Below are 15,199 nucleotides of genomic sequence, written 5' to 3' on the forward strand. Positions count from 1 at the left end.
CCATCGCGGTCGCGAGCTTGGTGCCCCGCCGGATGGCGAGCACGAACAGCGCGAACGTCTGCCCGGCGAGCCGGCGGATCCGGCCCGTGTCGGCGACGCCGCGCGCGCGACGCGCGTCGCCGAGCTCACGCCAGTCGTCGATCAGCAGCCCCACGAGCCGCAGGGCGGCGAGCGCGCCGAGCACGAAGCGCGCCGGGAGCCGCGCGAGCTGCGCGAGCGCGTCGGCGAGATCGGTCGGATCCGTCGTCGCGAACAGCACGACGCTGGGCAGCGCGATCGCCATCACGCGCAGCAGGATCGCCAGCGCGAGCGCGATCGATCCGTCGCTGATGCGCAGCAGGCCCCACTCGACATGCATCTGGCCGTCCGGGCGCCCGTAGAGCAGCGTGCCGACCGCTGCGATCGCCGCCGCGAGCACGATCGGCCACAGCCGGGGCCACAGCTGCCGCGAGGGCAGGCGCGCGAACGGCATCAGCAGGGCCGTCAGCGCCAGGGCCACGCCCGCCGAGACCGCGTCGATCGACAGGATCAGGGCGACGCCGAGCACGAGCGTCGCGGCGAACTTCGCGAGCGCGTTCACCCGGGCGAGCGGACTGTGCCGCGCGTCGATCACCACGAGGCTCATGCGCTCACCTCGGCGCGGGGCGATCCGAGGCGCAGGATGTCGTCCGCCAGGGCGTCCACGAGCGGCCGGTCGTGCGTCACGCACACGACCGCCGCTCCCCCAGACCGGATGTCGTCGAGCAGTGCCGCCAGCTCCCGCCAGGTGCGCGCATCCTGCCCGTACGTCGGTTCGTCGAGCACGAGCATGCGGGGCCTGGTGGCGAGCATCGCCGCGACCGTGAGTCGGCGCTTCTCCCCGCCCGAGAGCGTGAACGGGTTGACGCCCGCCAGATGCGACAGGCCCAGCCGCTCCAGCAGCGGCTCGACGCGCGCGGTCACCGCGGCGTCATCGAGCCCGAGAGCGCGCGGGCCGACGGCGAGCTCGTCCCGCACGGTCGCCGCGAGCAGCTGGTGCTCGGGCGACTGGAAGACCATGCCGATGCGCGTGAGCAGATCGCGCGACGACCACGCGAGCGGGGCGTCGCCCACCGCGGGCGCGCGGCCGCGGCGTCGCCGCGCCGACGGATCGCCCGACTCGGCAAGCGCGGCCGTCGCGGCGAGCCGGCCCCGCACGGGCGGAAGCAGCCCCGCGATCGTGAGCGCCAACGTCGACTTGCCCGCGCCGTTGGGCCCCGTGATCGCCAGCAGGCGCCCGCTGCGCACGGTCGCATCCACGTCGGAGGCCGCGATCGCCGCATCCGTGACGCCCGTGCGCCGGCGACCGACGCCGAGCCGTTGCGCGATCAGCAGGTCGTCGGACGGGCCGGCGGGGGCCGTGCGGGGCACGCTCGGCGCGACACCCGGCACCCACACCCCCGCCGCGGTGAGCGACGCGGCGTGACCGCGAAACACCTCGTCCGGGCTGCCGTCCGCGACGACCGCGCCCCCGGCTCCGAGCACGACGACGCGGTCGACGTGCGGCGCCCACGCGTCGACGCGGTGCTCGACGACCACGAGCGTGGTGCCGGAGGCGGCCACCGAGCGGATCACAGCGTCCCGCACCTCCTCGACACCGGCGGGGTCGAGGTTCGCGGTGGGCTCGTCGAGCAGCAGCAGCCCCGGCCGCATCGCGAGCGCGCCCGCGAGCGCGAGACGCTGCTTCTGTCCGCCCGACAGGGCCGACGTCGACCTGTCGAGCGCGACGTCGAGACCCACCGCGGCGAGCGCAGCGGGCACCCGGCGCCAGATCTCCTCGCGCGGGACGCCGAGGTTCTCGCATCCGAACGCCACGTCGTCGCCGACCCGCGCGAGCACGACCTGCGCATCCGGATCCTGCAGCACGAGCCCCGCGCGACCGCGGGCCTGAGCCGCAGGGACGCCGTCGATCACCAGTTCGCCCGCGGGCTCGCCGTCCTCCTCGTCGCCGAGCACGCCCGCGAGTCCGCGCAGCAGGGTGGACTTGCCGGATCCGCTCGCCCCGAGCAGCAGCACGCGCTCGCCGGGATCGATCCGCAGATCCACTCCGCGCACCGCCCAGCGCGAGCGTCCCGCGTGGCGCCACCCCCAGCCGCGCGCCTCCGCGCGCGCAGGGGCGACGTCCGCGGCGGTCACGCCTCGGACGCGGCGCCGCGCGCGCGGGCCTCCCGGCCGGCGGCGAACCGGTCGAGCGCACCTGTGGCGGCCAGGGCACGGACGATCACCCACGACAGGACGCCGGCGACGACGACGCCCGAGACGACCGCGGAGACGAAGTAGACGGCGCGAGCCTCGGCCGCGAGGGCCGCGACCGATGAGAAGTTCGTGTCGAGCACCGCGACCGCGATGCCGGCGAAGGCGCCCGACAGCAGCGCGCCGAGCAGGCGCCAGTTCGCGTATAGCAGGACCGCGAAGCCGAGCTCGGCGGCGACGCCCTGCACCAGGCCCCACACGAACGTGAGGAACGCCCACTGCGTGCCGAGGGCCATGGACACGACCGCGGCGACCACCTCGGTGAAGAGCGCGGCTCCGGGCTTGCGGATGACGAGTCCGCCGAGCACGCCGGCGAAGAGCCAGCCGCCCGCGAGCAGACCCGAGAGGCCGGGGGTGAACGCGAGCAGGCTGTCGAGCCCGGGCCAGGCGAGGCCCCAGAGCCAGAAGACGACGCCCGCGGCGACGCCGATGACGCTCGCCACGACGATGTCGACGACGCGCCACGTGAAGCGGCGGTTCGTGCTCGTGCTCGTGGCGACGAAGCGGTGGGTGGACGTGTTCATCTCTCTCCTCCCTGCGCCGGCATGATCCGGATCAGGTTCGACGGTCGAAGCGCGGATCGCTTCCTCTCAGCCCGGCTCGCCGGACTCCCGTGGGTGTGAGGAGATTCTAGGCCGGTTTCGACGCGCCCGCGGACCAGCGGATCTACGGGATCTCTCGGGGAACGGCGGGTACCGTGATCGGGTGGCGATCGACGAACTCCCCCCGCGCGACGCTCCCGATTCGGGCGCGTCCGGCACGGCGGCGCCCGCGACGCCCGCGCACGCGGCGTCGCATGTGACCGTGCCGCCGTCCGAGGACGCCCTCGAGCCCACGCAGGCCTTCGATGTCGCCGCGCTGATCGCGCTCGAGAAGGGCGCCGTCCGTCGGGCGATGTCGGCCGAGGAGCTCGAGGCGCTGCCGACGCCCGGGGGCCGGCGCGAGCGCCGCGAGACGGCCGCCGTCGCGCAGGCGCTGGCGCTCGCCGGGCCGGCCGCCGAGGACGAGGAGCCCGCTGCGCCCGAGCCGGTGACGACCGCCACGGCCGCGCTGGCCTGGGTCGACCCCGCGACGCTCTCGACGCCGATCACGACGGACGCGCCCCGCCTCTCCGGCCAGGTTCCCGCCGCGGGCGATCTGCTCCCGCCGCGCCGCGACCGCCGCGGCGGGCTGATCGCCGCGCCGCTGATCTCGGCCGGCGCACTCCTGCTCGCGTACGTCGGCGGCTGCGCGCTGTGGCCGCTCGACAACGTGGCGCCCACCGTCTCGGCCGCGACCGTGGCGCCCAACCCCGGTCATCCGCTCGGCGTGACCTGGCCCACCGAGGGCACCGCCGCCGTCGGCGCGGAGGGGCTCGGCACGATCGCCGCGCTCGACGCCGAGACCGTGCCGATGGCGAGCATCGCGAAGCTCGTCACGGTGATGATGATCCTGGAGAAGGCGCCGCTCGCGGTCGGCGAGGACGGACCGTCCTACTCCTTCACGGCGGACGACAACACGCTGTACTGGCAGTACCGCTACGCGAACGAGTCGGCCCTGGATGTGCCGATCGGCGGCACCCTGACCCAGCGGCAAATGATCGAGGGCATCCTGATCGGGTCCGCGAACAACTACATCGACCGCCTGACGACCGAGCTCTGGGGCTCGAAGGACGCGTTCGTGCTCGAAGTGCCCAAGTGGCTGGAGGCGCACGGCCTGTCGGGGATCACGATGGTCGACCCGAGCGGCATCTCCCCGCAGAACACGGCGACGCCGGCCGCGCTCATCAAGCTCGCCAGCGCATCCCTCGCCGATCCGGTCATCTCGGAGATCGTGGCGATGCCCGAGATCGATCTGCCCGGCGCCGGCAAGGTCGAGAACACGAACCCGCTGCTGGGTGAGCCGGGCGTGGTCGGCATCAAGACCGGCACCCTGCTCGAGGGCATGCAGGAGCAGTGGAACCTGCTCACGGCACGAGACGTCACGCTCGGCCAGACGACCGTGCGCGTGTACTCGGCGGTGCTGGGGCAGCCGAACGAGGAACTGCGCGAGACCGTGAGCCGCGACCTCCTCGACCAGGTCGAGAAGTCACTGCAGCCGGGTCCGTCGGTCGCGGCCGGCACGACGGTCGCCACCGTCACGACCGAGTGGGGCGAGGACGCGGAGGTCGTCACGACGGGCGACGCTTCCGTCGTGCTGTGGGACCGCGGCACCGCCGCCGTCGAGAGCGAGTACGACATCGAGGTGGGCCTGCTGGACGGCGCCGAGGTGGGCGAGCTGACCGCCACCGGCCCGTTCGACACGGCGACCGTGCCGCTCGCGATCGAGGGCGACGTCACCGGCCCCGACCTCGGCTGGCGCCTCACCCACCCGCTGGACCTCCTCGGGCTGCAGTAGGCCGCCCGCGCGAGCCCGGATGGAGGGCTGCACGGATCGGGAGGCAGGCGCTGCACGGACCGGCGTGCGCGCGGATCGGAAGGCAGACGGATGCACGGATCCGGAGATCTGCACCGATCGGGACGTCTGCCGCGTTTTCTGCCCGAAGGTGTGCAGATCTCCGGACTCGTACCGAAGTAGCCGATCCGCCCTCAGCGGCGCGCGAGGTGCAGGCCCTGCGCGACGGCCGTGAGGATCAGCTCCTCGATCGTCACCCAGTCGTCGATGATCTGCCAGTGCCCGATCCGGATCACGTGGTAGCCCATCAGCCGGAGTCTCGCGTCGTGCTCGTTGTCGATGAGGCGCTGGGCGTCCACGTGGTGACCGCCGTCGATCTGCACGACGAGCCTCTCGCCGATCAGCAGGTCGACCGGGTGCCCGGCCACATAGGCCTGGCGACGCATCGGGAGCTTCGTCCAGCGCAGGCGTGAGGAGACGATCGTCTCGCCGCCTGCGTCGGCGAACGGCTTCGCGTCACTGAGAAGGCGTCGTGCATCCGGTGGCAGGGCGAGCCTCCGGAGCGTGTCGGTGTCGACGAGCTGCTGCCGGATCGCCGATTCCCACGCGGCAAGGCCGCGTTCGTATGGTTGACACGTCGCCGCGATGACCAGTGCGTTGACGAGCCGGTCCTCGAGCACGTCGGGATCACGCGGCACGATGGGCGTGGCCCAGTGCACATGCGCCGCGGTCGGTCCGGCCAGGTTGCCCTTCGGATGGATCGCGACGTGCGGTGTGGGCACGGGAAGGGTCCAGACGTTGCGGCGCCGCAGCAACGTCACGCAGCTGAGAACCACACCGAACGATGCCGCCCTGCGTATATCGGTATCGGCGGTCGGCAGCGCGAGCCATCCGATCCTCACGCGGTCGACCGTGCCGGATGCGATCGCGGCCGACAGGCGATGGCGGGTCACACCGCGCTTCATGAGCGTCTGATAGCGCGCGACGCCCCCCAGCTCGATCAGTACGGTGATGGGATCCATGTCGTGAGCGTGCCGTCGGAGCACCCTTGCGGAACGGCTGTGCACAAGCCGTCTGCGCTTCCCACCCGAGGCGGCGGCTGTGGACGACCCAGCCACACCGATCCGCCTGCACCGACCCGGACATCTGCACCGTTCCGGACGGATCTCCTGCAAACGGTCCGGATGCGCGCAGATCTCCGGATCGGTGTCCTGTGTCCCGCGCCCTGTCCCCCCGGTGCGCGACCCGGGAGCGCCGCCGGCGCCCCCGGGTTCAGTCCCGGGCGTCGCCGTCGGCCGGAGCGCCCGCCGCGGCGGGAACGTCTACCGCCGTGGTGTCGGTGGCGACGTCGGCGGTCTGCGCCGCGTCGAGGTCCACGGCGGCGTGCTCGAACTGCGACTGGTACAGGCGCCAGTAGGCACCCTCGCGGCCGATCAGCTCGTCGTGCGTGCCCTGCTCGACGATGTCGCCGTGCTCCATGACCAGGATCAGGTCGGCATCGCGGATGGTCGACAGGCGGTGCGCGATCACGAACGACGTGCGCCCCTCTCGCAGCGCCGCCATGGCGTGCTGCAGCAGCTGCTCGGTGCGGGTGTCGACCGAGCTCGTCGCCTCGTCCAGGATCAGCACGCTCGGCTGCGACACGAACGCACGCGCGATCGTGATGAGCTGGCGCTCACCCGCCGAGACGTTCGCCGCGTCCTCCTCCAGCACGGTGTCGTACCCGTCCGGGAGCGAGTGCACGAAGCGGTCGACGTAGGTCGCCTTGCCCGCCTCGACGACTTCCTCGTCCGTCGCCGTCTGCCGGCCGTAGCGGATGTTCTCCCGGATCGTGCCCGAGAACAGCCACGGATCCTGGAGCACCATGCCCGCGCGCTCGCGCACGTCGTACCGCGTCATCTTCGAGATGTCCTGCCCGTCGAGCAGGATCGCGCCGCCGTCGAGCTCGTAGAAGCGCATGATCAGGTTCACGAGCGTCGTCTTGCCCGCGCCGGTCGGACCGACGATCGCTACCGTCTGCCCGGGCTCCACGCGGAACGACAGATCCCGGATCAGGGGCTGCTCGGGCGTGTAGGAGAACGAGACGTTGCGGAACTCGATCACGCCGCGGCCCTCGGGCGCCTTCGGGGCGTCCTCCGCGTCGTCCTCCTGCTCGGGCTCGTCGAGCAGCTCGAACACGCGCTCGGCCGAGGCGGTGCCCGACAGCACGGCGCTCGTCATGCCTCCGAGCTCCATGAGCGGCTGCGTGAACTGCTGCGAGTACTGCACGAACGCCTGCACGTCGCCGATGCGCAGCTGACCGCTCGCGACCATCAGGCCACCCAGGACAGCGATGCCCGCGTAGGTGAGCGATCCGATGAACTGCACGCCCGGCATCATCAGGCCCGAGAAGAACTGGGCCTTGAACGCCGCGTCGAACAGCTCGTCGTTCTCCTTGCCGAAGGCCTCCTCGTTCGTCTTCTCCCGGCCGTAGACCTTCACGAGGGCGTGCCCCGAGAACGCCTCCTCGACGCGGGAGTTCAGACGGCCGACCTTCGCCCACTGCGTCTGGAAGGCCCTCTGCGAGCGGGGGCCGATCACGCCGAAGATCACGGCCATGAGCGGCAGCGCCACGAGTGCCACCAGTGCGAGCTGCCACGAGATCGTGAACATCATGATCAGCACGCCCACGACGGTGAGGATCGAGGTCACCGCGCCCGACAGCGACTGCTGCAGCGTGTTCGTCATGTTGTCGACGTCGTTCGTGACGCGCGAGATCAGCTCGCCGCGCTGCACCTTGTCGAAGTAGGACAGCGGCAGGCGGTTGATCTTCGCCTCGATCCGCTCGCGCACGCGCCACATCGTCTTGACCATGATCACGTTGATCACGTAGCCCTGCAGCCACTGCAGCAGCGCCGAGACGACGTACAGCATCAGCACCCAACGGATGACGACGGCGAGCTGCGCGAAATCGATCCCCGCGCCGAGCTCGAAGTGCTTCATCGCGGCGATCGTGTTGGCGAAGTCGGTCTGGCCGGCCTGGCGCAGCGCCTCCACGACCTGCTCCTGCGTCGTGCCCACGGGGAACTGCCCCGCGAGCACGGTCGACATGGAGCCTTCGAACACGATGTTGGTCGCCTCGCCGAGCACGCGCGGCGCGATGATCGCCAGCACGACGCCGGCGGCGCCGAGCAGCATCACGAGTCCGAAGACCCACTTGTACGGCCCCAGCAGGCCGATGAAGCGGATGAAGCTGGGCCCCAGATTCTTCGGCTTCCCCGGCGGCGGGGCGTCCCAGTCGCCGGCCTCGCGGCGCGCCTTCTCTGCGGCATCCGCCTCGATCCGTGCCTGGTCGTCGATCTGGTTCTCGTCCACGGCGGAATTCGTCTCGGTCACTTCGTCGCCTCACTCCACCTTGTCGCTTCGCCGCGCATCATGCCTGGACCCCCAGCTGCGAGTCGACGATCTCGCGGTATGTGGGGCTGCTGGCGAGCAGCTCGTCATGCGTTCCGATGCCGGCCATGCGCCCGCCCTCGAGCACGACGATCCGGTCGGCGTCCGTGATGGTCGACACCCGCTGCGCGACCACGATCTTGGTGACCTCCGGCAGCTCTCGCCACAGCGCCTGACGCAGCCGCGCATCGGTCGTGAGGTCGAGCGCCGAGAACGAGTCGTCGAACACCAGAACGCTGGGCCTGCTGACGATCGCGCGCGCGATCGCGAGGCGCTGCCGCTGCCCGCCCGACACGTTCGTGCCGCCCTGCGCGATCGGCTCGTCGAGCCCCTTCGGCTTCTCGCGCACGAAGTCGGCGGCCTGGGCGATCTCGAGGGCCGCCCACAGCTCGTCGTCGGTCGCCTCCTCGCGGCCGAACCGCAGGTTCGACGCGATCGTGCCGTTGAACAGGAACGGACGCTGCGGCACGAGCCCGATGCCCGCCCACAGCGCCTCGAGGTCGGCCTGACGCACGTCGATGCCGTGCACCCTGACCGCTCCCCCGGTCGCGTCGAACAGCCGCGGGATCAGGTTGACGAGCGTGGTCTTCCCCGCGCCGGTCGATCCCACGATCGCGACAGTCTCGCCCGGAGCGGCGCGGAAGCTCACGCCCGCGATGACCGGCTCGTCGGCGCCCGGGTAGGTGAAGGAGACGTCGTCGAACACGACCTCGCCGGGCGTCGGCATGTCCGACACCGGCGCATCCGGGCGCGTGAGCGACGTCTCGACGCCCAGCACCTCGCCCACGCGGTCGGCCGACACCGCGGCGCGCGGGATCATGATCGTCATGAACGTCGCCATCATCACGCCGCCCAGGATCTGACCGACGTACTGCATGAACGCGAACAGCGTGCCGATCTGGACGCGTCCGCTGTCGACCTCGAACGAACCGAACCACACCACGGCGACGACCGTGACGTTGAGGATGAGCATCACGAGCGGGAACATCAGGACGAACAGCGATCCGACCTTGCGGCTGACGAGCGTGATGCCGTCGTTCGCCCCGCGGAAACGCTCCTCCTCGATGCGCTCGCGCACGAACGCGCGCACCACGCGCACGCCGGTGAGCTGCTCGCGCATGGTGCGGTTGATCGCGTCGAGCTTCGTCTGCCACTGACGGAACAGCGGCACCATGCGCCAGATGATGAGGCCCGCCGCGAACAGCAGCACGGGCACCGCGACGCCGATGATCCAGCTCAGCCCGACGTCCTGACGCAGCGCCATGATGATGCCGCCGATCGCGAGCATGGGCGCCTGCACCAGCATCGTGGCGCCCATCATGGCGAGCATCTGCACCTGCTGCACGTCGTTCGTGTTGCGGGTGATGAGCGAACCGGCGCCGAACTGCGACACCTCGCGCTCGGAGAACGAGCTGACCTTCTGGAAGACGTCGGCGCGGATGTCGCGACCGGCGCCCATCGCCGACCGGGCGGCGGCAGCGGTCGCGATGATCGACGCCACGATCTGGCCGATCGAGACCGCGATCATCACCAGACCGGTGCGGAGGATGTAGCCGGTGTCGCCGTTCGCGACGCCCTCATCGATGAGGTCGGCATTCAAGGACGGGAGGTAGAGGGCGGCCATCGCCGACGCGAACTGGAACACCAGCACCGCGACGAGCAGCCATTTATAGCGCGTCAGATATCGGAAGAGGAGCTTGCCGAGCACGGGGGCCTCCACAGTGGGACTTCCTCACGCGGACGCGCGCGAGGACGGATAGACTCTGCCACCCTCCTCGGACATTCCACCAGCGCGTTCGGCTTCTGTCCGCTGTCGGCGGAACACGCGTGTCGGGCCGGATCTCCGTCGCGGGACGGATGCGGAGCGCGCCCCGCGCCGTCCTTACCAGTCGGCTGTCGCCGGCGGCAGCCCTGCGAGGCGGGTCCCGGGCGCGCGGTAACGTCGGCGCATGACCGCGGACACCCCGTCGCCGCGCGACCCGTCGCGCGAGCGCACCGTCATCCTGAACCAGCTGCTGCTGGGGCTGGTGACGCTGTTCGCCGCGGGTCTGGTCGTGTCGTCGGGCAGCTACCGCGATCTCGGCGCGCTGGCCGTCGGGGTCGCGATCGTGCTGCTCACGAGTGCGTTCACGGTCGTCGTCCGGTGGGATCGGCTGCCGAACTGGGTGCCCGCGATCGTGCCCCTCGCCGACATCGCGGGGATCACCGTCCTCCAGCTGGGCCATCCCACAAGCGGGCTCGGGCTGCTGTGGATGTTCCCGGTGCTCTGGGTCGCGCTGAACTACGGCATCGTGCTCACGATCGCGCTGTGCGCCGCCGTCACGATCACCTACTGGCAGATCCTCGGGCACACGTCCCTCGGCTTCGACACGCGCGGCGCCCTGCTGCCGCTCACGATCGTGGCGCTCGCGATGTTCGGGCACATCCTGTCGCGCCGCTCCGGAGCGCAGCGGGCGCTGCTCGCCCGGCAGTCGCTCACTCTCCGAGCCGCCTTCGAGCGCGCCCGCACCCAGGAGGCGCTCGTCAGCGAGGTGCTGCACTCCGTGGATTTCGGCGTGATGCGGATCGGGTCGGACGGACAGGTCGCGGTGACGAACCCCGCTCACACGCGCCTGTACGGCGACCCGGACGCGCCACTCTTCCGCGCCGACGGCGTCACGTCCCTGCCGCCCGAGGAGCGCCCGCTCGCGCGCGCCCGCCGCGGCGAGACGTTCGAGAACCTCGACCTGTGGCACGGCGGGCTCGGCACGGGACGGCGCGCCCTGCAGGTCAGCGCGCGGCGCATCCGCGCGGACGGCGACTCCGGCGTCGTGCTGGTCTCGCGCGACGTGACGGCCGAGCGCACCGCCCTGAGGGCCCGCGACGACCTCGTCGCATCCGTCTCGCACGAGCTGCGCACGCCGCTCACCTCGATCATGGGGTACCTCGACCTGGCGCTCGACGACCGCGAGCTGGCGCCGTCCGCGCGCCGCAATCTCGAGGTGGCCGAGCGCAATGCCCAGCGCCTCCTCGCGCTGGTGGGCGACATCCTCTCGGCCTCGGCCGATCCGGATGCCGACCTCGACGCGCGCCTGCGCCTGGCGCCCACGGACATCGCCGCCCTCGTGCGCCATGCCGTCGAGGCCGCGGCGCCGCGCGCGGCGGAGCGCCGCATCCTGATCGACACGGAGGGCGTCGAGCCGACGACGGCCCACGCGGACGCGAGCCGGATCGGACAGGTCGTCGACAACCTGCTCTCGAACGCGATCAAATACGCCCACCAGGACGGGAACGTGTGGATCGGATGCGCGAACGACGGCGATCGCGCCATCATCGCCGTGCGGGACGACGGGCCCGGTATCGCACCCGCCGAGCAGGGCCAGCTGTTCGAGCGGTTCTACCGCGCCGACGCCGTGCGCCGCTCCAGTGTCCACGGCAGCGGGCTGGGCCTCGCGATCAGCCGCGACATCGTGCGCGCGCACGGCGGCGACATCCATGTGCAGAGCGCCGTCGGGGAAGGCGCGGCCTTCGTCGTGACGCTTCCCGCCGGCGCACCCGCCCCGGCAACCGAGCCCGCAACCGCGCCCGGCTCGTCCCGTGGCCCCGAGGAGGAGCGATGATCCCCCTGGATCTGTTCACCACGTCGTTCGCGACCGCCGTAGTGATCGTGGTCTCGAGCACCGTGTTCCTGCTGGAGACGGTCGTGCGGCGCGAAAGCGCATCCGGACGGTACTGGGCGGCGGCGTACGTCGCCGGCATCCTCGTCACGTTCTGCTACGTCGCCTGGACAATCGACCGCGGACTCTGGATCGCCGTCGCGATCGGCAACGCCGGCTTCGTCGCCCAGATGGGGCTGATGTGGCTCGGCTGCCGCGTGTTCAACGGGCGGCTCGGCACCGTGCACCGGATCGCCGTCGCCGCCGCGGCCGTGCTGACGCTGGTGGCCTCGATCGCGCAGCGCGAGGTCGGCGACTGGGCCGGCGCGCCCGTGATGTTCGCGGGAATCGGGCTGTTCGCGCTGCTCGGCGCTCTCGAGACGCTGCGCGGCGCGCTGCGCGAGGTCTTCGCGGCGTGGGGCCTGACGTTCGTGCTGGCCGCGGCCGCGGCCTACTACCTCGCGCGGACGCTCGTGTTCCTGACCGCCGGGCCCGAGAGCGCCTTGTTCAACGAGTGGTTCGGCACGAACATGTCCTCGATCGTCACGATCGCCCTGACCATCGTCGCGGTCGTCTCCACGTCCGTGCTGCGCGTCGTCTCGACGGCCTCGCCGCCCGTGCCCGGCGGAGCCGAGGCGGATCGACGGGGGACGGCGCTGATCTCCCCCGACACGTTCCGCGCGGTCGTCGAGGACATCGCCCGTCGCAGCGAGCGCGCCGGGGCGCCCATGGCGATCGTCGCGATCCGCATCGCGGGGCTCACCGAGATCGCGAAGGCATTCGGGCAGGGCGCCGCCGAGCTCGTGGAGGCGAACTGGCAGGATGCCGTGCACCGGCATCTGCCGCCGCACGTCGTGGGCGGTTCCCTCGATGAGTCGACCGCGGCGCTCCTCCTGTGCGCATCGGACGCCGCCGACGCGGCCGCCACGGGCGACGAACTGCGGCAGGGCCTTATCGATGACATCGTCGCACTGCGGGACGCCGTGCTCCCCGCCATCGGCGTGGGCTATGCGCTGGCGGCAGACCACGGGTACGACGCGGACGCCCTGACGTCCGCGGCAGCGGACGCTGCGCGGCTGTCCGCCGCCGACTCGGCGATGCCGGTGCTGCAGGCCACGAACTGACCGCCTCGCCTCACAGGGGGTTGGTCAGGCCTCGGGCCCCTGCAGGCCGGACGTGAGACGGTAGCCGACACCGCGGACCGTCTCGATCCAGCGCGGATGCGCGGCCGATTCGCCGATCTTGCGTCGCAGGTTGGCCATGTGCACCTCGATCGCCCGCAGGTCGTGATCCGTGACGAAGTCGCTGTGCCGGTCGCCGCGCAGCGCGAGGGTGAGCTGCTGCTTCGACACGACCCGCGAGCCGGCGGCGAGCAGCTCGTTCAGCAGATCGAATTCGGTCCGCGTCAGGTCGAGCGGCGTGTCGTCGGCCGTCACCGTGCGCATGCCGGGGTGCAGCCGCAGCCCGCGGTGCTCGAGCCAGCCCTCCTCCTCGACATGCGCGTCCGGCTCCGCGGTCGCCGCCGCACTCGAAACCCGAGGACGGCGCAGCATGGCCTCGATCCGCGCCCGCAGCTCGCGTGGACGGAACGGCTTCGTGACGTAGTCGTCCGCACCGGCCTGCAGGCCCTGCAGCACGTCGATCTCCTCGGACCTGGCGCTGAGGATGACGAGATATGTCGGACTGATGTCGCGGATGCGCTTGGCCGTCTCGAAGCCGTCCATGCCCGGCATGCTCACGTCGAGCGTCGTCACGACCGGGTCGAACTCGCGCACGAGCTGCACCCCCTCGGCTCCCGTGGGCGCCGTATGAACCGCGAAACCGCCCTGCGTGAGCACTTCGGAGAGCAGGCCGCGGATGTCGGGGTCGTCTTCGATCACGACCGCGACACGTGGCTCGTCCATCGCACCGCTCCCCCCAGTTGGAACAGCCGAGAGGATATCGCAGAATATGCGCCGGAATGGACCGGCATCCCGGACGGCGCCGAGATCCGGAATCGCGCACCCACCTGCCATTTCGATATTCCGAAAGGTCACCGGCGGACCGGCGCCCGGCCGCGGCACGCCGCGTGACGGATCACGCGGCGCGCTTGCTGCGCGCGCGTTCCACCACTCCCGCCGTCAGGAGCCACCCGGCGTAGACGAACAGCCCGCCGGCCGCGAGCGGCACGAGCCAGGCGCGCGCCTGTCCGCTGATCGCCTGGTTCGCCCATCCGATCCAGGGCACGGCGTACCAGACCGTGCCGCGGATCTGCACGGGTCTGACGGGCTCGGCGTCCGCCGTGTCATTCGCGTCGCCCTGGGTGACGAACCGCAGCTCACCCGACGCCGAGTCGGCCGCGCGACCGATCACGCGGTGGGTCACCAGCGCGGCCTTTCCGGACTCGAGCTGATAGGTCAGGACGTCGCCGATCGCGATCTCCTCGGCGGGCGTCGGCTTCACGATCACGAGCGTGCCGGGAGGCAGCGACGGCCGCATGGATCCGGTCAGGATCGTGAGCGGGACGCCGCCCACCGCGGCCGGCACGCCGATCACGAGCACGCCCAGCCCCAGCACGAGCACCAGCACGCCGATGCTGACCCCCTTGGTGATCGAGCGCAGCGTCTCGCGGACGCGGCTCACGCGCGGCGTCGGCGTCGCCGTGACAGCATCAGCAGCAGCCATCCCGCACCTCCGATCCCGAAGCCCAGGACCATGACGGCGAGCGCCCCGGTGGCACCCGTCGCGGCGAGGCCGTCGCCCGGCACGACGGGACCGTGCGGCACGGCCGAGGCGCCCGGTGCGGGAACGACCGGCGGAAGCGCTCCGGCATCCGGCGTCGCATCCGGATCGGCCGGGGCCTCCGGATCCGGCTGCGCCGGCACGGTGATCGCGTCGGTCGGGCAGCCGTCCTCGGTCAGGTCGGCCGCGGCGGCGTCCGTCAGGCCGAACCACAGATCGAACATGACCTTCTCGTTCTGCGCCTCGTCGCCCGAGAGGGACGCGTCGAGGTCGACGGTGAGATCCAGGACGGCGCCGGCTCCCGGAGCGAGCGAGCGGGCGGGGATGACGGCCGCGCACGTCGGCACGTCGGCGATCGCCGTGCGGGGAAGGCCTTCGCCTCGTTCGTCCACGCCGGCGATGTGGAACCCGCGCTCGCCCGCCTCGCTCTGGGCGCGGATGTTCTCGACCACGACGACGAGCACGCCGGCGTCCGCCCGCACGTTGCGCACGCGAACGGTCGTCTCGGTCGATTCGCCCGGGACGAGGTGGATGCCCTCCGCGAAGACCGCGGTCGGTGCCACCGGCGACCAGCTCGAGCCGTCGGTCGAGAACTGCAGGCCCGGATCGGGCGACTCCGCCTCCAGCGCCACCACGGGAGCTGTCAGCAGCACCGCCGAGGCCAGCGCGAGGAGCGCGCCCTTCATCGCCATCCGCAGGAGATGGTCAGCTGACCGCCGCTGCGCGCGATGTGGAACTTGCCCTTGGCGGTCGTGCTCCATGCGCTG

At 71.7% G+C, this 15,199-nt stretch carries 12 protein-coding genes and 1 riboswitch; of the genes, 3 read left to right on the forward strand and 9 right to left on the reverse strand.

Going from position 1 to position 15,199, the window contains the following annotated elements; translation table 11 throughout:
- The 3 genes from RIF89_RS04595 to RIF89_RS04605 form a co-directional block, all read right to left on the reverse strand.
- Positions 1 to 625, reverse strand: a 625-nt coding sequence (locus RIF89_RS04595) for an energy-coupling factor transporter transmembrane component T (protein ID WP_309067962.1), incomplete at its 3' end; no start/stop codon positions are given.
- A complete protein-coding gene (locus RIF89_RS04600; protein WP_309067963.1) occupies positions 622 to 2,154 on the reverse strand; it encodes an ABC transporter ATP-binding protein in 1,533 nt (510 codons plus the stop codon). The genes RIF89_RS04600 and RIF89_RS04595, both read right to left, overlap by 4 nt.
- Positions 2,151 to 2,795, reverse strand: coding sequence for an ECF transporter S component (locus RIF89_RS04605; RefSeq protein ID WP_309067964.1), 645 nt, complete (start codon positions 2,793 to 2,795; stop codon positions 2,151 to 2,153). Before RIF89_RS04605 ends, RIF89_RS04600 begins: the two co-directional genes overlap by 4 nt.
- Positions 2,786 to 2,896, reverse strand: a riboswitch (TPP riboswitch). Its footprint overlaps the gene before it by 10 nt.
- Positions 2,897 to 2,976: 80 nt before the next feature.
- Here RIF89_RS04605 and RIF89_RS04610 point away from each other — a divergent pair.
- Positions 2,977 to 4,647: a D-alanyl-D-alanine carboxypeptidase gene (locus tag RIF89_RS04610; protein WP_309067965.1), complete on the forward strand. Its 1,671-nt coding sequence runs from the start codon at positions 2,977 to 2,979 to the stop codon at positions 4,645 to 4,647.
- A gap of 191 nt (positions 4,648 to 4,838) precedes the next feature.
- Here RIF89_RS04610 and RIF89_RS04615 read toward each other — a convergent pair whose 3' ends face one another.
- The 3 genes from RIF89_RS04615 to RIF89_RS04625 form a co-directional block, all read right to left on the reverse strand.
- Complete coding sequence (locus RIF89_RS04615; RefSeq protein WP_309067966.1) at positions 4,839 to 5,666, reverse strand: DUF559 domain-containing protein; 828 nt, start codon at positions 5,664 to 5,666, stop codon at positions 4,839 to 4,841.
- 250 nt (positions 5,667 to 5,916) lie between these two features.
- Positions 5,917 to 8,019, reverse strand: a complete 2,103-nt coding sequence (locus tag RIF89_RS04620) for an ABC transporter ATP-binding protein (protein WP_309067967.1) — start codon at positions 8,017 to 8,019, stop codon at positions 5,917 to 5,919.
- 37 nt (positions 8,020 to 8,056) lie between these two features.
- A complete protein-coding gene (locus tag RIF89_RS04625) occupies positions 8,057 to 9,784 on the reverse strand; it encodes an ABC transporter ATP-binding protein (protein ID WP_309067973.1) in 1,728 nt (575 codons plus the stop codon).
- A 241-nt stretch (positions 9,785 to 10,025) separates the two neighbouring features.
- Between RIF89_RS04625 and RIF89_RS04630 the strand changes: the two genes are divergently transcribed.
- Positions 10,026 to 11,675 carry a PAS domain-containing sensor histidine kinase gene (locus tag RIF89_RS04630; protein WP_309067968.1) on the forward strand — a complete coding sequence of 550 codons (1,650 nt, stop codon included), beginning with the start codon at positions 10,026 to 10,028 and terminating at the stop codon, positions 11,673 to 11,675.
- The gene (locus RIF89_RS04635; protein ID WP_309067969.1) at positions 11,672 to 12,835 is read left to right on the forward strand and encodes a hypothetical protein; all 1,164 of its coding nucleotides are present in this window, start codon (positions 11,672 to 11,674) and stop codon (positions 12,833 to 12,835) included. The genes RIF89_RS04630 and RIF89_RS04635 overlap by 4 nt, the downstream gene beginning before the upstream one ends.
- Before the next feature lie 24 nt (positions 12,836 to 12,859).
- On the opposite strand, the gene RIF89_RS04640 is transcribed toward RIF89_RS04635, so the two are convergent.
- The 3 genes from RIF89_RS04640 to RIF89_RS04650 form a co-directional block, all read right to left on the reverse strand.
- Entirely contained in the window at positions 12,860 to 13,615 is a 756-nt protein-coding gene (locus RIF89_RS04640) for a response regulator transcription factor (RefSeq protein WP_309067970.1), read from the reverse strand.
- Between the two features lie 172 nt (positions 13,616 to 13,787).
- Positions 13,788 to 14,375 carry a signal peptidase I gene (locus RIF89_RS04645; protein ID WP_309067971.1) on the reverse strand — a complete coding sequence of 196 codons (588 nt, stop codon included), beginning with the start codon at positions 14,373 to 14,375 and terminating at the stop codon, positions 13,788 to 13,790.
- Entirely contained in the window at positions 14,330 to 15,124 is a 795-nt protein-coding gene (locus RIF89_RS04650; RefSeq protein ID WP_309067972.1) for a hypothetical protein, read from the reverse strand. Before RIF89_RS04650 ends, RIF89_RS04645 begins: the two co-directional genes overlap by 46 nt.
- Positions 15,125 to 15,199 lie beyond the last annotated feature (75 nt).

It is taken from the genome of Microbacterium sp., assembly GCF_031178525.1.
In the GTDB taxonomy this organism is placed as follows: domain Bacteria; phylum Actinomycetota; class Actinomycetes; order Actinomycetales; family Microbacteriaceae; genus Microbacterium.

What these genes read in the sequence shown, in the direction of transcription:
- RIF89_RS04605 (WP_309067964.1), bottom strand. Translation starts at nt 2,795, where the DNA reads ATGAACACGTCCACCCACCGCTTCGTCGCCACGAGCACGAGCACGAAC.
- RIF89_RS04615 (WP_309067966.1), bottom strand. Translation starts at nt 5,666, where the DNA reads ATGGATCCCATCACCGTACTGATCGAGCTGGGGGGCGTCGCGCGCTAT.
- RIF89_RS04630 (WP_309067968.1), top strand. Translation starts at nt 10,026, where the DNA reads ATGACCGCGGACACCCCGTCGCCGCGCGACCCGTCGCGCGAGCGCACC.
- RIF89_RS04635 (WP_309067969.1), top strand. Translation starts at nt 11,672, where the DNA reads ATGATCCCCCTGGATCTGTTCACCACGTCGTTCGCGACCGCCGTAGTG.
- RIF89_RS04640 (WP_309067970.1), bottom strand. Translation starts at nt 13,615, where the DNA reads ATGGACGAGCCACGTGTCGCGGTCGTGATCGAAGACGACCCCGACATC.
- RIF89_RS04645 (WP_309067971.1), bottom strand. Translation starts at nt 14,375, where the DNA reads ATGGCTGCTGCTGATGCTGTCACGGCGACGCCGACGCCGCGCGTGAGC.
- RIF89_RS04650 (WP_309067972.1), bottom strand. Translation starts at nt 15,124, where the DNA reads ATGGCGATGAAGGGCGCGCTCCTCGCGCTGGCCTCGGCGGTGCTGCTG.